The 19,992-nt window shown below is 71.4% G+C and carries 16 protein-coding genes; 10 read left to right on the top strand and 6 right to left on the bottom strand.

The annotated features are described in order from the left end of the window. Nucleotides 1–122: 122 nt before the first annotated feature. The 3 genes from nhaA to ACWDR4_RS16870 form a co-directional block, all read right to left on the bottom strand. Complete coding sequence (gene nhaA, locus ACWDR4_RS16880; protein ID WP_450409160.1) at nucleotides 123–1,574, bottom strand: Na+/H+ antiporter NhaA; 1,452 nt, start codon at nucleotides 1,572–1,574, stop codon at nucleotides 123–125. Between the two features lie 180 nt (nucleotides 1,575–1,754). Continuing rightward, the gene (gene acs / locus ACWDR4_RS16875) at nucleotides 1,755–3,752 is read right to left on the bottom strand and encodes an acetate--CoA ligase (protein WP_450409158.1); all 1,998 of its coding nucleotides are present in this window, start codon (nucleotides 3,750–3,752) and stop codon (nucleotides 1,755–1,757) included. A 172-nt stretch (nucleotides 3,753–3,924) separates the two neighbouring features. Beyond that, nucleotides 3,925–6,429, bottom strand: a complete 2,505-nt coding sequence (locus ACWDR4_RS16870) for a bifunctional SulP family inorganic anion transporter/carbonic anhydrase (RefSeq protein ID WP_450409156.1) — start codon at nucleotides 6,427–6,429, stop codon at nucleotides 3,925–3,927. A gap of 305 nt (nucleotides 6,430–6,734) precedes the next feature. Between ACWDR4_RS16870 and ACWDR4_RS16865 the strand changes: the two genes are divergently transcribed. Then, complete coding sequence (locus ACWDR4_RS16865; RefSeq protein ID WP_450409154.1) at nucleotides 6,735–8,021, top strand: hypothetical protein; 1,287 nt, start codon at nucleotides 6,735–6,737, stop codon at nucleotides 8,019–8,021. 114 nt (nucleotides 8,022–8,135) lie between these two features. Here ACWDR4_RS16865 and ACWDR4_RS16860 read toward each other — a convergent pair whose 3' ends face one another. Beyond that, entirely contained in the window at nucleotides 8,136–9,119 is a 984-nt protein-coding gene (locus ACWDR4_RS16860) for an ATP-binding protein (protein WP_450409152.1), read from the bottom strand. A 101-nt stretch (nucleotides 9,120–9,220) separates the two neighbouring features. Between ACWDR4_RS16860 and ACWDR4_RS16855 the strand changes: the two genes are divergently transcribed. After that, nucleotides 9,221–10,045 carry an oxidoreductase gene (locus ACWDR4_RS16855; RefSeq protein ID WP_450409150.1) on the top strand — a complete coding sequence of 275 codons (825 nt, stop codon included), beginning with the start codon at nucleotides 9,221–9,223 and terminating at the stop codon, nucleotides 10,043–10,045. Between the two features lie 410 nt (nucleotides 10,046–10,455). Here the strand turns inward: ACWDR4_RS16855 and ACWDR4_RS16850 are convergent, their stop codons facing one another. Next, on the bottom strand, nucleotides 10,456–11,289 hold the full coding sequence (locus ACWDR4_RS16850) for an HAD family hydrolase (RefSeq protein WP_450409148.1): 834 nt from the start codon (nucleotides 11,287–11,289) through the stop codon (nucleotides 10,456–10,458). A gap of 553 nt (nucleotides 11,290–11,842) precedes the next feature. On the opposite strand from ACWDR4_RS16850, the gene ssd reads away from it, so the two are divergent. From ssd to ACWDR4_RS16815, 7 genes are all read left to right on the top strand, one after another. Continuing rightward, nucleotides 11,843–12,949: a septum site-determining protein Ssd gene (gene ssd, locus ACWDR4_RS16845; protein WP_450409146.1), complete on the top strand. Its 1,107-nt coding sequence runs from the start codon at nucleotides 11,843–11,845 to the stop codon at nucleotides 12,947–12,949. Further along, nucleotides 12,946–14,151: a TadA family conjugal transfer-associated ATPase gene (locus ACWDR4_RS16840; protein ID WP_450409145.1), complete on the top strand. Its 1,206-nt coding sequence runs from the start codon at nucleotides 12,946–12,948 to the stop codon at nucleotides 14,149–14,151. The genes ssd and ACWDR4_RS16840 overlap by 4 nt, the downstream gene beginning before the upstream one ends. Nucleotides 14,152–14,171: 20 nt before the next feature. Beyond that, nucleotides 14,172–15,017, top strand: a complete 846-nt coding sequence (locus ACWDR4_RS16835; RefSeq protein ID WP_450409363.1) for a type II secretion system F family protein — start codon at nucleotides 14,172–14,174, stop codon at nucleotides 15,015–15,017. A gap of 85 nt (nucleotides 15,018–15,102) precedes the next feature. Next, a complete protein-coding gene (locus tag ACWDR4_RS16830; protein ID WP_450409143.1) occupies nucleotides 15,103–15,891 on the top strand; it encodes a type II secretion system F family protein in 789 nt (262 codons plus the stop codon). Nucleotides 15,892–15,979: 88 nt separating this feature from the next. Continuing rightward, the gene (locus ACWDR4_RS16825) at nucleotides 15,980–16,198 is read left to right on the top strand and encodes a DUF4244 domain-containing protein (protein ID WP_450409141.1); all 219 of its coding nucleotides are present in this window, start codon (nucleotides 15,980–15,982) and stop codon (nucleotides 16,196–16,198) included. Then, nucleotides 16,185–16,577 carry a TadE family type IV pilus minor pilin gene (locus ACWDR4_RS16820; protein ID WP_450409139.1) on the top strand — a complete coding sequence of 131 codons (393 nt, stop codon included), beginning with the start codon at nucleotides 16,185–16,187 and terminating at the stop codon, nucleotides 16,575–16,577. Before ACWDR4_RS16825 ends, ACWDR4_RS16820 begins: the two co-directional genes overlap by 14 nt. Then, nucleotides 16,574–17,008 carry an Rv3654c family TadE-like protein gene (locus ACWDR4_RS16815; protein WP_450409137.1) on the top strand — a complete coding sequence of 145 codons (435 nt, stop codon included), beginning with the start codon at nucleotides 16,574–16,576 and terminating at the stop codon, nucleotides 17,006–17,008. The genes ACWDR4_RS16820 and ACWDR4_RS16815 overlap by 4 nt, the downstream gene beginning before the upstream one ends. Nucleotides 17,009–17,041: 33 nt before the next feature. On the opposite strand, the gene ACWDR4_RS16810 is transcribed toward ACWDR4_RS16815, so the two are convergent. Further along, nucleotides 17,042–19,516, bottom strand: coding sequence for a DEAD/DEAH box helicase (locus ACWDR4_RS16810; protein ID WP_450409135.1), 2,475 nt, complete (start codon nucleotides 19,514–19,516; stop codon nucleotides 17,042–17,044). An 80-nt stretch (nucleotides 19,517–19,596) separates the two neighbouring features. Here ACWDR4_RS16810 and bldG point away from each other — a divergent pair, with 80 nt between their 5' ends. Beyond that, entirely contained in the window at nucleotides 19,597–19,938 is a 342-nt protein-coding gene (gene bldG / locus ACWDR4_RS16805; protein WP_005475923.1) for an anti-sigma factor antagonist BldG, read from the top strand. Nucleotides 19,939–19,992: the final 54 nt, after the last annotated feature.

The following is a 19,992-nucleotide window of genomic DNA, read 5'->3' as shown; positions in this document are numbered from 1 at the left end:
CTGTTGTCTTGCTCGGATTGTCTGACGTACGCCTGGGGCGTACGGGTGTTGCTGCTGTACGTGCCCAGTTGTACGTGTCTGGGGTACGTGTCCGACCCACCGGTCCGACGTTACGTGTCAGATCATGCCGGACCGTCACCCCCGTCGCCCGCCCCGCCCGGCACTTCGGCAAGCCGGTCCCGCTCGGCGGCCTCGAGTTCGGCGACCCTGAGGTCGGCGATGCGCCGGTGCTCTGCCGCCTTCCCCTCGTAGATCTCGGCCATGCGCAGGTGGTACGCCGGATCGTGCTCCTCGTAGATGTCGGGGATGCCGTCCTGGTCGTCGTCGCGCTCCTCCGCCTCCCACATCCGGCGGTAGCGGGCGTTCCGGATCTTCAGCAGTACGGTCGCGGCGAGCGCGGCGATGAGGGAGCCGGTCAGGACGGCGGCCTTGACCTCGTCGGTGAGCGCGGCGTCGCCGTCGAACGCGAGTTCGCCGATCAGCAGCGAGACGGTGAACCCGATCCCGGCGAGCGAGGCGACGGCGAACACGTCCGCCCAGGCGAGGTCGTCGCTGAGCGAGGCCCGGGTGAAACGGGCCGTCAGCCAGGTCCCGCCGAAGATCCCGAGCGTCTTCCCGACGACGAGCCCGAGCACGACCCCGAGCGTCTCGGGCTTCGTGAACACGTCCCCCAGCACCCCGCCGGACACCGAGACACCCGCGCTGAACAGGGCGAACAACGGCACGGCGAGCCCGGCCGACAGGGGCCGCACCAGATGCTCGACGCGCTCACCGGGCGAGCGCTCCTCCCCGTCCTCCGTCCGGGTCGTGCACCGCAGCATCAGGCCCATCGCGACTCCGGCGACGGTGGCGTGGATGCCGCTGTTGTACATCAGCGCCCAGATGACGAGCGCGAGCGGGACGTACACGTACCACCCGCGTACGCCCTTCCGCAGCAGCAGCCAGAAGACGGCGAGGCCGGCGAACGCGCCGCCGAGCGCGGCGAAGTTCAGGTCGGCGGTGAAGAAGACCGCGATGATCAGGATGGCGAACAGGTCGTCGACGACGGCGAGCGTGAGCAGGAACGCGCGCAGGGCGCTCGGCAGGGACGTACCGATGACGGCGAGCACGGCGAGCGCGAAGGCGATGTCGGTGGCCGTGGGCACGGCCCACCCGGCGAGCGAACCGCCGCCGGTGACGTTGGTGAGGGTGTAGACGAGCGCCGGTACGGCCATCCCGCACAGGGCGGCGACGACGGGCAGCGCGGCGGCCCTCGGGTCGCGCAGATCCCCGGCGACGAGTTCGCGCTTGAGTTCGATACCGGCGACGAAGAAGAAGACGGCGAGCAGGCCGTCGGCGGCCCAGTGCTGGAGGGAGAGGTCGAGCCCGAGGGCGGCCGGCCCGACATGGAAGTCGAGGACGGCCTCGTAGGAGGCCTTGACCGGGGTGTTCGCCCAGACCAGCGCGGCGATCGCGGCGAGGAGCAGCAGCACCCCGCCGACGGTCTCGGTCCGCAACGCGTCCGCGACGTACGTCCGCTCGGGCAGCGAGAGCCGTCCGAGGAGCTTGCGGTTGGCGGTACGGGGGGCGACCACGGGGGACCTCCGGTCGGTGGGCAGCACGGAACGCGTGCCGACCAGACTTCCCGGCGCACCTTTGGTGATCCTCGCGGATCTTGTCGCGTCGTTGACGCGATCTTTAGCCTACCTAAGGTGCGCGGGAAGCGCCGCCCGGAGGGACCCCTCGGGTCTGTTCAGTTGTGTTCCGGTCCTGCTCTAGTCCTCGCTGCCCGCCGCGGGCAGTTTGGTCTGGATGAGGTCCATGACGGTGGAGTCGGTCAGGGTGGTGACGTCACCCAGCTCGCGGTTCTCGGCGACGTCGCGCAGCAGGCGGCGCATGATCTTGCCGGAGCGGGTCTTGGGCAGTTCCGCGACCGGCAGGATGCGCTTGGGCTTGGCGATCGGACCGAGGGTGGTGCCGACGTGGTTGCGCAGTTCGGCGACGAGGGTGTCGGTCTCGGTGGCGCTGCCGCGCAGGATGACGAAGGCGACGATGGCCTGCCCGGTGGTCTCGTCCGCGGCGCCGACGACGGCCGCCTCGGCGACGGAGGGGTGGGACACCAGCGCCGACTCGACCTCGGTGGTGGAGATGTTGTGCCCGGAGACGAGCATGACGTCGTCCACGCGCCCGAGCAGCCAGATGTCGCCGTCGTCGTCCTTCTTGGCGCCGTCACCGGCGAAGTACTTGCCCTCGAAACGCGACCAGTACGTGTCGATGAACCGCTGGTCGTCGCCCCAGATGGTGCGCAGCATCGACGGCCACGGCTCGGTCAGTACGAGGTAACCGCCGCCCCCGTTGGGCACTTCGCGCGCCTCGTCGTCGACGACGGTGGCGGAGATCCCGGGCAGCGCCCGCTGCGCGGACCCCGGCTTGGTCTCGGTCACGCCGGGCAGCGGGGAGATCATCATGGCGCCGGTCTCGGTCTGCCACCAGGTGTCCACGATGGGCGTCACGTCACCGCCGATGTGCTTGCGGTACCAGATCCACGCCTCGGGGTTGATCGGCTCGCCCACGGACCCCAGCACCCGGAGGGAGGAGAGGTCGAACTTCGCGGGGATGTCGTCGCCCCACTTCATGAACGTACGGATGGCGGTGGGCGCCGTGTAGAGGATCGTGACCCCGTACTTCTGGACGATCTCCCAGAAGCGGCCCTGGTGCGGGGTGTCCGGCGTCCCCTCGTACATCACCTGTGTCGCGCCGTTGGCCAGCGGCCCGTACACGATGTACGAGTGCCCGGTGACCCAGCCGACGTCGGCGGTGCACCAGTAGACGTCGGTCTCCGGCTTGAGGTCGAAGACGGCGTGGTGGGTGTAGGCGGCCTGGGTGAGGTAGCCGCCGGAGGTGTGCAGGATGCCCTTGGGCTTACCCGTCGTACCGGAGGTGTAGAGGATGAACAGCGGCTGCTCGGCCTCGAACGCCTCGGGCGTGTGCTCGGTGCTCTGCCGGTCGACGACCTCGTGCCACCACACGTCCCGGTCGTCGTACCACTCGACGTCCTGGCCGGTACGGCGGACGACGAGCACGTGCTCCACGTTGTCGACGCGCTCGACGGCGGCGTCGACGGCGGGCTTGAGCGCGGAGGGCTTGCCCCGGCGGTAGCCGCCGTCGGTGGTGATGACGATCTTGGCGTCGGCGTCCTGGATGCGCGTGGCGAGCGCGTCCGCGGAGAACCCGCCGAAGACGACGGAGTGCGCGGCGCCGATCCGGGCGCACGCCAGCATCGCGATCGCCGTCTCCGGGATCATCGGCATGTAGACGGCGACCCGGTCGCCCTTCCGAACTCCCAGCTCCAGCAGGGCGTTGGCGGCCTTGGAGACCTCGTCCTTGAGCTCGGCGTAGGTGATCGCGCGGCTGTCGCCGGGCTCGCCCTCGAAGTGAATGGCGACCCGGTCACCATTGCCGGCCTCGACATGCCGGTCGACGCAGTTGTAGGCGACGTTGAGGCTGCCGTCCTTGAACCACTTGGCGAACGGCGGGTTCGACCAGTCCAGGGTCTCGGTCGGCTCGGTGGCCCAGCTCAGTCGGCGCGCCTGCGCGGCCCAGAAGCCGAGCCGGTCAGCCTTGGCCTGTTCGTACGCCTCCGCCGTGACGTTGGCGTCCGCGGCCAGCTCGGCGGGTGGCGCGAACCTGCGCTCTTCCTTGAGCAGGTTGGCCAGGCTTTCGTTGCTCACGACATCTCCCTTTCCCAGGGTGTCCGTTGTGTCCCGGGCCACAGCTCATCAGACCGGGGGGCCCGATGACAAGGGCCGACGGAAAATGGTTTAGACCTCTGCGCCCTCAAGTCGTTGGACCTTCGGACCGCCAGGCCGATTCCGTCGGCGCGCCTCCTTGTGAAGGGGACAACCAAGGTCACGTGCGCGACCGTCGCCCGGTTCATCCGCCCCGTCAGGCGGACAGCCCGGCCGCCCGCACATGATCGAACACCTCGTCCCCGCCCACCTCTCCGCTGAGCAGATACGCCTGCGCCTCACCCACATGGAAGTACATCCCATGGAGTTCGAGCGCACCCTCCCGCAGTGCCCGCGCCACCGACTCGTACGCCCGCAGATGCTCCAACTGCTGGACCACGTTGGTCAGGCAGAGCTGCTCGACCGCGTCGGCGGGCGCCCGTCCGGCCAGTCGCGCCCAGGGCCGGTCCGTCGAGGCCATCCGCTCCAGGCTCGGCAGCCCGTGCCGCAGCCACCGCCTGAGCGGCGTCCGCGCCCCGCCGGGCTCCATGCTCAGCAGCGCCTGCATGGCCCCGCACCCGGAGTGCCCGCACACCGTGATGGAACGCACCTGCAGCACGTCCACCGCGTACTCGATCGCCGCCGCCACCGAGTCGTCCCCGCTCTCCGCGCCGGGCAGCGGCACCAGGTTGCCGACGTTCCGTACGACGAACAGGTCGCCGGGACCACTGGAAGTGATCATCGACGTGACGAGCCGCGAGTCGGCACACGTCAGGAACAGCTGTGCGGGCCGCTGTCCCTCACGCGCCAGCCGGGCCAGCTCACCGCGCACCAGCGGAGCGGTGTTCCGCTGGAACGCGCTGATACCGCGCGCCAGTTGATGCCCGCTCGGCTCGACGGCACCGGTTGAGCCGGATGAGCGCATCGAGCCGGCCGAGCCCGCAGAGCCCGCAGAGCCCGCAGAGCCGGGAGAACCGGGCGAACCCGATGAACCGGTGGGACCGCTCGCTCCCGCGGGCGCACTCGCGAACTCACCTCGCGCCTGCCCGAACTCCGGGACCTCGCACTGGTGGTTGCGCCAGGGCGTCCAGGGCCGGCAGCGGCAGTCGGAGTCGTTCGTGGGCTCGGCGATACGGGTCCCCGTACGGCCGGTCACCTCGACGGTGCCGCCCTGCGCGGTGTGCGTGTTCTGCCAGTCCTGCAGCGATTCGTACGCCGCGTGGTCCATGAACGAGCCGTCCAACTCCACGACGGCGTCGGCCCCTTGGGGCACGAGGTGCAGGGTCCGGCTGAGCCGGGGCACCGCGAGGAACGTCAGCTGTCCTCGTACGTGTACGTAATGGACTCCCTCTCTCTCGTCGTCTCTCACTTCGTAGGTGATCCGGGTGCGGGCGAGGCGGTGCAGGGCGACGGCGACGGCGACCGCGACGCCCAGCAGCACTCCTTCGAGGACGCCGAACAGGACGACGCCCAGGGTCGTCACCGCGTAGACCAGGACCTCGCGGTGGCGTGTCACCGTGCGGATGTGGTGCAGGGACACCATCTGGATGCCGACGGCCATCACCAGGGCGGCGAGTGAGGCGAGCGGGATCAGCTCCAGGATCGGAACCATCAGCAGCGCGGCGACTACTACGAAAACGCCGTGCAGCATCGTGGAGTTCCGGCTCACGGCACCGGCTTGCACATTCGCCGAACTCCGCACGGCCACGCCCGCGACCGGCAGCCCGCCGAGCACCCCGGACACGACGTTGGCGGCACCCTGGCCGAGCAGCTCACGGTTCAGGTCGGAGCGGCCGACGCGGGTCGCACCCCCTGACCGCTCGATCCGTCCGGCCAGCAGATCGGGCCGGGAGGCCACCAGCTTGTCCACGGCGACCGCGCCGAGCAGCGACTGCACACTGCACACCAGCGTGACGGTGAGCACGGCGGCGACGAGGCCGAGCACGGGGCCTTCGGGCAGCCCGGCCAGCGCGTGGCTGCGCCAGGACGGCAGGTCGACCTTGGGCAGGCTCAGCCCGGCGAGCGCGGCGGTGAGCGTGGCGCCGGTGACGGCGACGAGCGCGGCCGGCACCTTGCGCAGCATGCTCCCCGCCCGGCCGGGCAGCCGGGGCCAGAGCAGCAGCAGGGTCAGCGTCAGCACGCTCATCGACACGGCGTCGGGGTCCAGCCCGGCCAGCTGGGCGGGCAGCGCGCGGAGGTTGTCGAGGACGGCGCTCTCCGGCGTACCCCCGAGGACGATGTGCAGCTGGGCGACGGCGATGGTCACGCCGATGCCGGCGAGCATGCCGTGGACGACGGCGGGGCTGACGGCGAGCGCCGTGCGGGCCACCCGCAGACAGCCGAGGCCGAGCTGGGCGAGCCCGGCGAGGACGGTGATGGCGCAGGTCGTCCGCCATCCGTACCGCTGGATGAGTTCGGCGGTGACGACGGTGAGGCCGGCGGCGGGGCCGCTCACCTGCAGCGGAGAGCCGCCGAGCCGTCCGGCGACGAGTCCGCCGACGGCGGCGGCGACCAGGCCGGCCTGGAGCGGGGCGCCGGTGGCGAGGGCGATGCCCAGGGACAGGGGCAGGGCGATCAGGAAGACCGCGATGGCGGCCGACACATCGGCGCCCGCGATCCGGAAGCGGCGGGGCGGGGTCGGCGGTGTGGGTGGGCTGTGGGGCTGGTGCATGCGCTTCGTCCGAGTCGGGTCGGGGGCGCGAGTGGGGACGCAGGCAGACATGTTTCCCGTCTCCTCCGGGGCAGCGCGGTCGCGGAACAGGTGGTCCCCCGTCTGTGGCGGGGGGCGGGTCGCGGCCGTGTGGTCACGGCGTGCAGCGGCGGGATTTTTCAACGCTCGGTAAATGGATCGTAATGCACAGTAAAGGCCGAGTATGGATTTTCCAGGCAAATGGGGTAATGGATCACCCCGAAGGGTGAACTGAACTTTTGATCGGCTTGTCGTACTAATTCATTTCTTGTCCCGTGCCACCTTGGCGGCGCCGCGCCCGAAAGCGCCGGCCCGAACGAAGGAAGAGGTGGGCGGACATGGCCGTCACCAAGAGGATCGCCGCGGGCGTCGTGGCCGTCGCGGCCTGTGCCGCGTCACTCGGCGGCTGCGGGACGGGAACCACCGGCTCCGGTACGAAGGGAGGCGCACCCGGTGCGAAGAAGGCGGCGCCGGCCCCGGCGCCCAGGAGTGCGGTCCGGCTGATCGGCGACGGCTCCACGGCGTACACCGGAGCCCAGCCCTACCAGCCCAGACCCGAGCGTCTCAAGCCCGGCCAGAAGCCGCCGCAGTTCGTCGTCCTGTCCTGGGACGGCGCGGGTGAGGACAGCCAGCGGCTCTTCTCCCACTTCCGCAAGGTGGCCAAGGCCAACAAGGCGACCATGACGTACTTCCTGAGCGGCGTGTACCTGCTCCCGGAGGACAAGCGCGACCTGTACCGGCCGCCCCAGCACTCACCGGGCCGCTCCGACATCGGCTTCAACGACGAGCAGGGCATCGCCGACACCGTGAAGCAGCTGCGGCTCGCCTGGCTGGAGGGCAGTGAGGTCGGCACCCACTTCAACGGCCACTTCTGCGGCGCCGGAGGTGGTGTCGGTGAGTGGTCGGTGGAGGACTGGAAGGACGAGATCGCCCAGGCGAAACGTTTCGTGAAGTCCTGGAAGACCACCACGGGCATGAAGAAGGCGTCCCCGCTGCCCTTCGACTACGAGCGGGAACTCGTCGGCGCCCGCACACCCTGCCTGGAAGGGCAGAAGAACTTCATGAGCGCCGCCCGCGAACTGGGCTTCCGCTACGACACGAGCGGCGTCAACGACCAGGTCTGGCCCGAGAAGAAGAAGGGCCTGTGGGACCTGTCCATGCAGCTCGTCCCGGTCCCCGGCCGCGGCTTCGAGACGCTGACCATGGACTACAACTTCTACATGAACCAGTCCGGGGCGCGTACGGGCGACGCGAACCGCCACGAGTACTGGGGTGACCAGTTCCGTGACGGTCTCCTCAAGGGGTTCGAGCGTGCGCACGACGGCAACCGGGCGCCGCTGATCATCGGTAACCACTTCGAGTCCTGGAACGGTGGGGTGTATATGCGCGCCGTCGAGGAGGTCATCGAGCGGGTCTGTACGAAGGCCGACGTGAGGTGTGTTTCGTTCCGGCAGCTTGCGGACTGGCTGGATGCGCAGGATCCGGAGGTGTTGGCTCGGTTGCGGACGCTTCAGGTTGGCGAGGCGCCGAAGCGGGGATGGGTGAACTTCCTTGCGGCGGCGGGGCGGTCGGCGTCGGCCCCGGCGCCGAAGGGGGTGCCGGGGGCGCCTGCGGGCAAGCGGTAGGGGGTTGTTGGGGGTGGTTCTTCGGGTGCGGGGCGGTGGGGGCTGGTCGCGCAGTTCCCCGCGCCCCTTTCGGGGCGCTGCGCGCGCCCGAACCAGGACCCCTGTTCGCCGCCCTCAGACAGTGGTCGTCGTCATCTGCTCGGCCAGGACGAAGCCCGGGTCGACCTGGGCCGCCAGGTCGACTCCCGTTCGGGCGTTGGCCCAGGAGTGGGCGTTTTTCAGGTGGAAGTGGACCATCTGGTGGGTGTAGCGCTCCCAGTCGCGGAGGTCGTACGTGGCGTCGACGGCCGTCCGCAGGCGGCGCAGGGAACGGCGGTTGGTGTCCTCCAGGAGTTCGAACCGGGTGGGGCGGCCCTTCTCCATGGCGCGTACCCAGTCCGAGTGCCCGACCGTCTCCAGGAGGTCGTCCCCGACTTCGGCGCGGAGGAAGTCGAGGTCGTCCTGGCCCTGCACCTTGTTGCCGACGACCTTCAGGACGACCCCGAAGTCCTGGGCGTACTCCTTGTACTGGCGATAGACGGAGACTCCCTTCCGGGTCGGTTCGGCGACGAGGAACGTGATGTCGAAGCGGGTGAACAGGCCGGACGCGAAGGAGTCCGAGCCCGCGGTCATGTCGACGACGACATACTCGCTCGGGCCGTCGACGAGATGGTTCAGGCACAGCTCCACCGCGCCCGTCTTGGAGTGGTAGCAGGCCACTCCGAGATCGGCTTCGGTGAACGGGCCGGTGACCATCAAACGGACGGCGCCGCCGTCCAGTTCCACCGGCCGGGCACAGGCGTCGTACACCGGATTGGTCTCCTGGACCCGCAGCAGCCGAGAACCCTCGCCGGGCGGGGTCGTCTTGATCATCGCGTCGGCGCAGGCGATGCGCGGGTTCCTGCCGCGGAGGTACTCCTTGATCAGGTCCATCCGCTCGCCCATCGGGGGCATCGCGGCGGCTTCGGCGTCATGGAGGCCGAGTGCGGCGCCCAGGTGCTGGTTGATGTCGGCGTCGATGGCGAGGACCGGCGCCCCGGAGGCCGCGAGGTGGCGGACGAACAGGGAGGACAGCGTGGTCTTGCCGCTGCCGCCCTTCCCGACGAAAGCAATTTTCATGTTCAGTAACGGTAGTGGGGCGACCGCGGAGGGTGTCCAGGGAGCGTGAGGAAGTCCACTCCTTCGTGGGTCGGCTCCCTGGATTGCGTAGGGTCGTACTCATGAGTACGACAGGCGCGACCGCCGATCCGCTAGCGGCCCTGGGATCGCTGCCCGGGGTGGCCGACTCCGTGGAGGCCGTGCGCAAGTCCGTGGACCGGGTCTACGGACATCGCATCATGCGGCGGCGCAGCAATGAGATCACCGGCGAGGCGGCACTGCGCGGCGCACGAGGTTCCGCGGCCCTCTCCGGTGCCGACTGGGCCCTCGAAGAGGTGCGCCGACGCACCGACTTCAGCGGTGACGACGAGGCCCGGGTCGTCGGCGCGGCCCTCCGGCTGACCGCGGAGGCCGGCCAACTCCTGTCCATCTGGCGTCAGTCGCCGCTGCGCGTGCTGGCCCGGCTGCATCTGGTCGCCGCCGCGGGCACGGGCGACGAGGTGGGGCGCCCGCGCCAGGACGGCGAGCCGGTCGACGAGCCGCTGGTCGAACTGCCGCTGCCGAGCGCGGCCGAGGTGTCGGGACGCCTTGAGGGACTCGCGGAGCTGATCATCGCGGGCGGCTCCGCCCCCGCCCTGGTCACCGCGGCCGTCGTGCACGGCGAACTTCTCGCGCTGCGCCCCTTCGGCTCCCACAACGGCCTTGTCGCGCGCGCGGCCGAGCGGATCGTCCTGGTCGGCAGCGGCCTCGACCCGAAGTCCGTGTGCCCGGCCGAGGTCGGCCACGCCGAACCGGGCCGCGCGGCATACCTGGCGGCGCTCGAAGGCTACGTCTCCGGTACCCCGGAGGGCATGGCGACGTGGATCGCGCACTGTGGCCGGGCGGTCGAACTCGGGGCGCGTGAATCGACGGCCGTGTGCGAGGCGTTGCAGCGCGGAGCGGCGTAAAAGCGGATACGCGGGGGCAGTTCGGCGAAAAGGCCCTCCGCGGAGGGCCTTCAAAGGGATGCGGCGGTACGAGGATTCGTACCGCCGCTGGCATGTCCACCCGGTTACCAAGCGTCCTCGATATATTGCCCATCAGGTCGGGAACTTGGCCCGTCACCTGGTGCGGCTGGCCCGTAATCGACGGGTCGACGTCGCGTGGGTGCCCAGTGTTCATGCTCGGTCCGTGGGGCCAATTGCGTTATTAAGGTGATCCTTTCGGATGTCCTTGGTCTCGCGGGCCGTTAAGTCCTTTCTACTCCTGGACCGGAGTAAGCGGAAGCCCTGGCTGTACTTCTTTACTTTTATGATCAAATGGGCATGATTCGGGCGCCGATGTGCCGGATGACCCCGGACGGGGCCGGAGGGGCGGGTCAGGCGACCGTCGGGCGCCGCTTGCTCGCGTACCAGACGAGGCCCGCGGTGGCCGCCGCCGCACCTATCGCGGCGGCGGCGACCAGAGCCGGACGCGGCGGTACGGAGAGCGCGGGCAGGCGCTGCTTCAGCCGGACCGGGCGGTGGAAGTCCAGGATCGGCCATCCGCGGGCGACCGCTTCCCGGCGCAGGGTGCGGTCCGGGTTCACGGCGTGCGGATGGCCGACGGACGCCAGCATGGGGACGTCGGTCGCGCTGTCGCTGTACGCGTAGCAGCGCGCGAGGTCGTATCCCTCGGACGCGGCCAGCTCCTTGATCGCCTCGGCCTTCGTGGGCCCGTAGGCGTAGTACTCCACCTCGCCCGTGAAGCAGCCGTCGTCGCCGACGACCATGCGCGTGGCCACCACCCGGTCCGCGCCGAGCAGTTCGCCGATCGGCTCGACGACCTCAGCGCCCGACGTGGACACGATCACCACGTCACGGCCGGCGGTGTGGTGCTCCTCGATGAGGGAGGCGGCCTCGTCGTAGATGATCGGGTCGATCAGGTCGTGCAGCGTCTCGGCGACGATCTCCTTGACCTGCTGGACGTTCCAGCCTCGGCACAGCGCGGACAGGTACTCGCGCATGCGCTCCATCTGGTCGTGATCCGCGCCGCCCGCCAGGAAGACGAACTGGGCATAGGCGGTACGCAAGACGGCCCGGCGGTTGATCAGACCGCCCTGGTAGAACGACTTGCTGAACGTGAGCGTGCTCGACTTCGCAATGACCGTCTTGTCCAGGTCGAAGAAGGCGGCTGTGCGGGGCAAGGAGTGGTTTTCCACGAGCCCGAGCATAGGCGCCCACCATTCGGCGTAAGGTGTGGCGCGTGGGTTTGCCTGAGAGGGCTGTCGGGTACACCATGGAAGTCACGGATCGTTCGCGACCGTGCTAACCCGGTCCGGCTCCTCCCCCCCCGAGTCGAACCGTGGGGACGACCCCCGCTCTCCCCCCCGGCGGGGGTCGTCGCATGTCCGGGTGGGTTTTCTCTCTCCCTTCGCACTTCCTTCGCGGCCGTGGCGCCGTACGAGGCGGCTTCGGCCGCCTCTTTCGCATGCCCACGATCCGTCACTGTGCGTAGTCATCACGCTGCTCTGGGGAAAGTCGTACAGCAGTCACCTGTTTGGGTGAGGGAGATATCCACAACCGCTGTGTTGTCCACAGATTTCGACCAAGATCCACACGATTTCCGGGTTCGCCTCATCGTGATTCCAGCGCGTCCCGCTCGCGGCGAGTTCATGGCCGGTTCGGTTTGTCGAACGCGCTTGGCCGGTTTCTGTCGGCCGTTCATCTGGAGGCCGCTCGCCGGTTCTCCGCATGTCTGGGAACTAGCGAAGGGGGCCGGAAACCATGGCGGGAGCCATCACGCACGACAACGATCAGCCCGCGGCCGAGGGACGGCAGAGCGGACCGCTGATCGTCACCGAGGACGCCGATCTGCTGGACGACCTGCTGCGCCTGTGCGCGGCGGCAGGTGCCACACCCGAAGTGCACCACGGGGTGCCCGAGCGGGGCGGTGGCTGGGAGGCGGCACCGCTCGTCCTGGTCGGCGACGACGCCGTACGACGGGTGCGCGGGGCCGTGCGCAGGCGGGGAGTGGTGCTGGTCGGGCGGGACCAGGACGACTCCGGGGTCTGGCGGCGGGCCGTCGAGATCGGCGCCGACCACGTCCTGATGCTGCCCGACGGCGAACAGTGGCTCGTCGACCGGATCGCCGACGTCGCCGAGGGCGTCGGCAGGCCCGCGCTCACCGTCGGCGTCATCGGCGGCCGGGGCGGGGCCGGAGCGTCCACGCTGGCCTGCGCGCTCGCCGTCACCTCCGCGCGCGAGGGACTGCGCACCCTCCTCGTGGACGCGGATCCCCTGGGCGGCGGACTCGACGTACTCCTCGGCGGCGAGACTGCCGACGGACTGCGCTGGCCCGCCTTCGCCGCCTCGCGCGGCCGGGTCGGCGGCGGCGCCCTGGAGGAGTCGCTGCCGAAACTGCACTCCCTGAGGGTGCTCAGCTGGGACCGCGGAGACTGCGTGGCCGTCCCGCCCCAGGCCGTACGGGCGGTGCTCGCCGCGGCCAGACGGCGCGGTGGGGCAGTCGTCGTCGACCTTCCGCGGCGCATCGACGACGGCGTCGCCGAGGTCCTTGCCCAACTGGACGTCGGGATCCTGGTGGTCCCCGGCGAACTGCGCGCCGTCGCGGCGGCCGGCCGGGTGGCGTCCGCCGTGCGCATGGTCCTGCGTGACCTGCGCGTGGCGGTACGGGGGCCGTACACACCGGGACTGGACGACCACGAGGTGGCCCGGCTGCTCGATCTGCCCCTGGCGGGCGAGGTCCCCGTCGAATCGGCCCTGGCACGCCCGCACGAGGGCAAGGCGCCACCGGGAGCGGCCCCACGCGGACCACTGGCCAGGTTCTGCACGGTGTTCTGGGAGCGGGCACTGGCCGAGGCGGGTGGCGTATGAGCCGCGTGCGCTGGGACGAGGGGCCGGGGGCGCCCGCCGGGCTGCTGGACGGCGTACGGCAGTGGCTGGCCGAGAGCGGCGCCGAGGCGACACCCGCGCGCGTGGCACAGGCCCTGCGGGAGCAGGGACGGGTGCTCGGGGACGCCGAAGTACTGGGCGCCGCCGAGCGGTTGAGGTCCGAACTGGTCGGCACCGGCCCACTGGAGCCGCTGCTCGCCGATCCGTCGGTCACCGACGTCCTGGTGGCGGCCCCGGACCGGGTGTGGGTGGACCGGGGCGGCGGACTGGAACTGACCGCCGTCTCCTTCCCGGACGCGGGCGCCGTACGACGGCTCGCGCAACGCCTGGCCGCAGTGGCCGGACGGCGGCTCGACGACGCCCGCCCGTGGGTCGACGCCCGGCTGCCCGACGGGACCCGCCTGCACGCGGTACTGCCCCCGGTGGCCGTCGGCTGCACCTGCCTGTCGCTGCGGGTGGTACGGCCGCGCGCGTTCACCCTGGACGAGCTGACGGCCGCGGGGACGGTACCGCCGGGCGGCGACCGGGTACTGCGGGCGCTGCTCGACGCCCGGCTGTCCTTCCTGATCAGCGGCGGCACGGGAAGCGGCAAGACCACCCTCCTGAGCGCCCTGCTGGGGCTGGTCGGCCCGGGCGAGCGGATCGTGCTGGCCGAGGACTCGGCGGAGCTGCGGCCCGACCATCCGCACGTCGTACGCCTGGAGACCAGACCCGCCAACCAGGAGGGCGCGGGCCTGGTCACGCTCCAGGACCTGGTCCGGCAGGCGCTGCGGATGCGGCCGGACCGGGTGGCGGTCGGGGAGGTCAGGGGCGCCGAGGTCGTGCATTTGCTCGCCGCCCTGAACACGGGCCACAGCGGTTGCGGGACGGTCCACGCGAACGCGGCGGCGGACGTACCGGCGCGGCTGGAGGCGCTGGGTACGGCCGCCGGGCTCGACCGGGCCGCGCTGCACAGCCAGTTGGCAGCCGCCCTGTCGGTGGTCCTGCATCTCGCCCGCGACCGGGCCGGGCGGCGCCGGATCGCCGAGGTTCACGTGCTGGAGCGGGACCCGTCGGGGCTGGTGGTGACCGTGCCGGCGCTGCGGTGGGGCGAGGAGGCGTTCGCGTACGAGCGGGGGTGGGAGCGGCTGCGGGGGCTGCTTCGCGCCGGTGGCGACAAGGGGCAGGGGGGTGAGGGCGCGTGACCGGGATCGGTGAGCTGTCGATGGCGGTGGCCGGGGTGTGTGTCGGGGCGGTCTGTTGGCTGCTGGGCGGGCGGTATCCGGGGGCGCGGCGGGCGGAGTTGCTGCTCGCCGGGGGCGGGGCGGTGGGGACCGGGCCGCCCTCGTGGGAGCGGGCCGCCGGTGAACTGCGGCGGCTGCGCGGGCGGTTGCGGGCCGAGTGGTGGGCGGTGGCCGTCGGGCTGGTGGTGGCACTGCTGGGCGCCTCCGTGGTGCCGGCGCTGGTGGGCGCGGCTGGGGTGCCGCTGCTGCGCCGGGTAAGGCTGGCCGGTGAGGTGCGCCGGGCCCGGGAGCGGCGGGGCGACGAGGTGATCGCGCTGTGCGGGGCGCTCGCCGGTGAGGTGCGGGCCGGGCGGCAGCCGGGGGAGGCGCTGCTGCGGGCGGCACGTGACTCCGGCGGGATCGGCGAGGCACAGGCGTCGGTGCTGGCGGCGGCGCGGTTCGGCGGGGACGTCCCCGGGGCGCTTGCCGGGGCGGCCCGACAACCGGGCGCGGAGGGGCTGTTGGGCCTCGCGGCGTGCTGGCGGGTGGCCGTGGACCAGGGCGCGGGACTGGCGGCCGGCCTGGACCGCCTGGAAGGGGCCCTGCGCGCCGACCGGGACCAACGTGCCGACCTGCGTGCCCAGTTGGCGGGCGCCCGCTCGACGGCGGTGATGCTCGCGGGCCTGCCGGTGCTGGGGCTGTTCCTGGGCACGGCACTGGGCGCCGATCCCCTGCACGTGCTGCTGCATTCCGGCGCCGGACTGGGCTGCCTGCTGGTCGGCGGGGTGCTGGAGGGCGTGGGGCTGTGGTGGGTGCTGCGGATCGTGCGGGGAGCGGAGGCGGCATGAGGGCCGGGGGAGTGCGTGACGGGGGCGGTCGCGGGACGGCCGTTGACCGGAAGGCCGTTTATCGGGGCCGGCGAAGGGAGCTGGCGTGAGCGCGGAGGTTTTCCACAGGCTGGGGGCGGTGTTGGGGGTCGCGCTGACCCTGGGGTGGCTGCTGCGGTGGATCGAGACGGTACGGCGTGAACGGAGGGTGCGACGGAGGCTGGCCCGGCTGCTGGCACGGGAACGGGCCTTGGTGAGGCGGCGGTTCGAGGCGAGGGACGCCGTACGGCGGTGGCTGCCCGTGGTGGGCGCGGGGTGCGCCGGGTGGGTGCTGGTCGGCGGCGGGGCCGGGGTCGTGGTGGGACTGGTCGCCGGGTTCGGGCTGTGGCGGTGGCGACTGCGACAAGCGGCCGGTGGCGCGGCGGCGGAGGAGGTCGACACGGCCGAGGCGGCCCGGCAACTCCCGCTAGCCGCCGATCTGCTGGCGGCCTGTATCGCGGCCGGCGCCGGTCCGGTGATCGCGGCCCAGGCGGTGGGCGAGGCGCTGGCGGGGCCGGTCGGGGAGCGGCTGGCGCGGGGCGCGGCGGAGGTACGGCTCGGCGGCGAACCGGCCGAGGCCTGGCGGAGGTTGGCGTCGATACCGGGCGCCGGCCCCCTGGCGAGGCTGCTGGAGCGGGCCGACGAGTCGGGCGTTGCCGCGGCGGCACCCGTCGCGCGCATCGCCGCCGACACCCGCGCCGGCTGGGGGCGCGCGGCGACGGAACGGGCCCGACGGGCGGCCGTCATGGTCACCGCGCCGGTGGGGCTGTGCTTCCTGCCCGCGTTCATCGCGGTCGGCGTACTGCCCGTGGTGATCGGGCTGGCGGACGGGTTGCTGGGCGGGGGTGGTGGGTGACGGGAGGGGTGCGAGATCAGGAGCGGGTCGTCAACAGCAGGTCAACGGCATCAAGTCATCAACAGAGCTGAAACTTACGGGAGTTGAGATGTTCGCAGTGGTACGGGAACGGGTGTGGGCGCTGGCGTTCAGGGCGCGTGCGGCGCTCGGGACGCGCAGGGATGCCGGAATGGTCACGTCGGAATATGCCGTAGGCATCATCGCGTCGGTGGCGTTCGCCGCGGTGCTCTACAAGGTGGTGACGAGCGGGCAGGTCAGCTCGGAGTTGCAGGCCATCGTGAAGCGGGCCCTCGATGCCAAGATGTGAACGCCGGGCCCGGGAGCGGGATGTGGGGCGGTGGCGGGACCGGGGGTTCGTGACCGCCGAGGCCGCTGTGGTGCTGCCCGTGCTGGTGCTGTTCTCGATGGGCCTGGTCTGGGCGCTGTTCGTCGCCGCCGCGCAGATCCAGTGCGTGGACGCGGCCCGGGCCGGTGCCCGGGCCGCCGCCCGGCAGGAACCGCCTGGCGCGGTCGCCGCGGTGGCCCGTAGCGCCGCCCCGAGCGGGGCGGAGGTGACCTTCAGCAGAGAGGGTGACCTGGTGCGGGTGAAGGTCGTGGCGCAGCCGCCGGGGATTGGTCGCCTGACCGTCGATGTGGCGCACGAAGCCGTGGCGTTGGCCGAGGAGACGGTGGGGGTGGGCGCATGAGGCGTCCGGGACACGGGTGGCTCGCCAGGCTCTCCAGGGCTGTTTCCGGGCACCCGATCCACTCCGACCGTGGCTCCGCGACCGTCTGGAGCGTCGGTGCCATTGCTGCCCTCTGTGTGGTGTTCGGCGTGGTCCTCGCCATGGGGCAGGCCGCTGTGGCCCGGCATCGGGCCGCCACCGGTGCGGACATGGCGGCGCTCGCGGCGGCGGACCACTGGGCGGAGGGCGCCTCGGGGGCCTGTGATCGGGCGGAGCGGGTTGCTGCGGCACAGGGCACTCGGCTCGTCCGGTGCGCGATCGTGGGCGAGACGTCGGACCTGACGGTGATATCGGGACGGGGACTGTTCGCGGCGGAGGTCAGGTCGAGGGCGGGGCCACCAGGGCCTCCTGAGCCTCTGGGACCGGCCCCTGGGCCTCTGGGACCGACCTGAGCCGACCCCGTACGGGCAAGCCCTGGACCAGCCCTACCCCGCCTCCTCCGGAGCCTTCTCCTCCGGCGCCCCCTGCAACAGCACCGTCAGCAGCCGCACCGCCCCCCGCTTGTGCAAAGGCTCGTTGCCGTTGCCGCACTTGGGGGACTGGACGCAGGACGGGCAGCCGGCGTCGCATTCGCAGGAGGCGATGGCCTGGCGGGTGGCTGTCAGCCAGGAGCGGGCCGTGTGGAAGGCGCGCTCCGCGAAGCCCGCGCCGCCCGGGTGGCCGTCGTACACGAAGACCGTGGGGAGGAGGGTGTCCGGGTGGAGCGGGACGGAGACGCCGCCGATGTCCCAGCGGTCGCAGGTCGCGAAGAGGGGCAGCATGCCGATCGACGCGTGTTCGGCGGCGTGCAGGGCGCCGCCGAGGATCTCCGGGTTGATGCGCGCGGCGTCGAGCTGGTCCTCGGTGACGGTCCACCACACGGCGCGGGTGCGCAGCGTACGCGGCGGGAGGTCGAGCTTTGTCTCGCCCAGGACCTCACCGGTCATGACACGTCGGCGCAGGAAGGAGACGACCTGGTTGGTGACCTCGACGGAGCCGTAGCAGAGGCGGCCGTCGCCCCAGGGGATCTCGGTGTCCGTCTCCAGGACGGCGATGGACGTCGTGTCGCGGGCGACCGTCGAATACGGCGGACTCGCCTCCTCGACCAGGGCGACCGAGTCCTTCAGGTCGAGGGAGCGGACGAGGTAGGTGCGGCCCTGGTGGAGGTGGACCGCGCCCTCGTGCACGGCCGTGTGCGCGGCGCCCGCGTCGACCGTGCCGAGCAGCCGTCCTGTGCCCTCCTCGACGATCTGGACCGGGTTGCCGCCACCGCCCCGGATGTCGGTCAGGTCGGCGGCCCGTTCGCGGCGGGTCCAGTGCCAGGCCCTGGTGCGGCGGCGCAGCAGTTTCGCGGCCTCCAACTGCGGGAGCAGGGCCGCTGTTTCGGGGCCGAACAGCTCCAGGTCGTCGTCGGTCAGGGGGAGTTCCGCCGCTGCCGCGCACAGGTGGGGGGCCAGGACGTACGGGTTGTCCGGGTCGAGGACGGTCGACTCGACCGGCTGGTCGAACAGGGCCTCCGGGTGGTGGACGAGGAAGGTGTCCAGCGGGTCGTCGCGGGCGACCAGGATCGCCAGCGCGCCCTGTCCGGCACGTCCCGCGCGGCCCGCCTGCTGCCACAGGGAGGCGCGGGTGCCCGGGTAGCCGGCGATGACGACGGCGTCCAACCCCGAGACGTCGATGCCGAGTTCGAGGGCGGTGGTGGCGGCGAGGCCGAGGAGTTCGCCGGAGTGGAGCGCCTGTTCGAGGGCTCTGCGCTCCTCGGGGAGGTAGCCGCCGCGGTAGGCGGCCACGCGCCGGGCGAGGGACCGGTCGACCTCGGCGAGCCGTTCCTGGGCGATCACCGCGATCAGCTCGGCGCCGCGCCGGGAGCGTACGAAGGCCACCGAGCGCACGCCCTGGACGGTGAGGTCGGTCAGCAGGTCGGCGGTCTCGGCGGTGGCTGTACGGCGGACGGGCGCGCCCTTCTCGCCGTGCAGCTCGGTGAGCGGGGGTTCCCAGAGGGCGAACACCAGTTCACCGCGCGGTGACGCGTCGTCGGCGACCTCGACCACCGGGAGGCCGGTCAGCCGGCGGGCGGCGACCGACGGCTCGGCGGCCGTGGCGGAGGCGAGCAGGAAGACGGGGGAGGCGCCGTAGCGGGCGCACAGGCGGCGCAGTCGGCGCAGGACCTGGGCGACGTGGGAGCCGAAGACACCGCGGTAGGTGTGACATTCGTCGATGACGACGTACTTCAGCGACTTCAGGAAGGAGGACCAGCGGGGGTGGGACGGGAGTATCCCCCGGTGCAGCATGTCCGGGTTGGTCAGGACGTAGTTCGCGTACTGGCGGACCCACTCGCGCTCCTCGACGGGGGTGTCGCCGTCGTACACGGCCGGTCGCACCGCGTTTCCCAAAGGTTGTGAAAGTTCCTTCACGGAACGTCGCTGGTCGGCGGCGAGGGCCTTGGTCGGGGCGAGGTACAGGGCGGTCGCCCCGCGGCCGTTGGGGGCCTCGGAGCCGTCCAGGAGACACGAGAGGACCGGTACGAGATACGCGAGCGACTTGCCCGAGGCGGTGCCTGTGGCGACGATCACGTTGTCGCCGTCCAGGGCGTGCTCGGCGGCCAGTGCCTGGTGGGCCCACGGGTGTTCGATACCGGCGGCCTGGATCGCGGCGATGACCTCGGCGCGAATCCGGTCGGGCCAGACGGCATGGCGGCCCGCACGTGGGGGCAAGTGCTCCGTATGAGTGATGCGCGAAGCCCGGCTCGGCCCCGAGGCGAGCCGGTCCAGGATCGTGCCCGGATCCGGCCGCGAGGCGGCGAAAGTCGAGGGTCGTTCGGATCGGTGATTCTTGGCCATCGGGATCGAGTGTGTCACTGGCGTGACGGACAATGGGCCCAAGGCGTCGTGCACGCCCTGCGGTAAGTGATTGAATGCCATCGCGGCTGGCGAACCGTCCCGGGGGCTCTGCCGAGGTGTCCCTTGGGATGACCGCTCGATAGCAAGGTGCTGGAGGATCCGTGGACCTGTCCCTGTCGACCCGTACCGTCGGCGATCGTACGGTCGTCGAGGTCGGTGGCGAAATCGACGTTTATACCGCGCCCAAGCTGCGTGAGCAGCTGGTCGAGCTGGTCAACGACGGGAGTTTCCACCTCGTCGTCGACATGGAGGGTGTCGACTTCCTCGACTCCACCGGGCTCGGCGTGCTGGTCGGTGGCCTGAAGCGTGTGCGTGCCCATGAGGGCTCGCTGCGCCTGGTCTGCAACCAGGAGCGCATTCTGAAGATCTTCCGCATCACCGGTCTCACCAAGGTGTTCCCGATCCACACCTCGGTCGACGAAGCGGTGGCGGCCACCGACTGACGGCCGTTTACCGGACGCGTGTGCGGCCACCCGTACACACGTCCGTGACGGAAG

Source organism: Streptomyces sp. NPDC000878, assembly GCF_053599695.1.
This window is presented reverse-complemented; position numbering and strand designations above follow the sequence as displayed.

Excerpts from the sequence above, each read along its gene's own strand:
- ACWDR4_RS16860 (WP_450409152.1), bottom strand. The coding sequence starts at position 9,119 with ATGAAAATTGCTTTCGTCGGGAAGGGCGGCAGCGGCAAGACCACGCTG.
- ACWDR4_RS16870 (WP_450409156.1), bottom strand. The coding sequence starts at position 6,429 with ATGTCTGCCTGCGTCCCCACTCGCGCCCCCGACCCGACTCGGACGAAG.
- ACWDR4_RS16865 (WP_450409154.1), top strand. The coding sequence starts at position 6,735 with ATGGCCGTCACCAAGAGGATCGCCGCGGGCGTCGTGGCCGTCGCGGCC.
- ssd (WP_450409146.1), top strand. The coding sequence starts at position 11,843 with ATGGCGGGAGCCATCACGCACGACAACGATCAGCCCGCGGCCGAGGGA.
- ACWDR4_RS16850 (WP_450409148.1), bottom strand. The coding sequence starts at position 11,289 with ATGCTCGGGCTCGTGGAAAACCACTCCTTGCCCCGCACAGCCGCCTTC.
- ACWDR4_RS16840 (WP_450409145.1), top strand. The coding sequence starts at position 12,946 with ATGAGCCGCGTGCGCTGGGACGAGGGGCCGGGGGCGCCCGCCGGGCTG.
- ACWDR4_RS16810 (WP_450409135.1), bottom strand. The coding sequence starts at position 19,516 with ATGGCATTCAATCACTTACCGCAGGGCGTGCACGACGCCTTGGGCCCA.
- ACWDR4_RS16835 (WP_450409363.1), top strand. The coding sequence starts at position 14,172 with ATGGCGGTGGCCGGGGTGTGTGTCGGGGCGGTCTGTTGGCTGCTGGGC.
- ACWDR4_RS16820 (WP_450409139.1), top strand. The coding sequence starts at position 16,185 with ATGCCAAGATGTGAACGCCGGGCCCGGGAGCGGGATGTGGGGCGGTGG.
- ACWDR4_RS16825 (WP_450409141.1), top strand. The coding sequence starts at position 15,980 with ATGTTCGCAGTGGTACGGGAACGGGTGTGGGCGCTGGCGTTCAGGGCG.
- ACWDR4_RS16815 (WP_450409137.1), top strand. The coding sequence starts at position 16,574 with ATGAGGCGTCCGGGACACGGGTGGCTCGCCAGGCTCTCCAGGGCTGTT.
- ACWDR4_RS16855 (WP_450409150.1), top strand. The coding sequence starts at position 9,221 with ATGAGTACGACAGGCGCGACCGCCGATCCGCTAGCGGCCCTGGGATCG.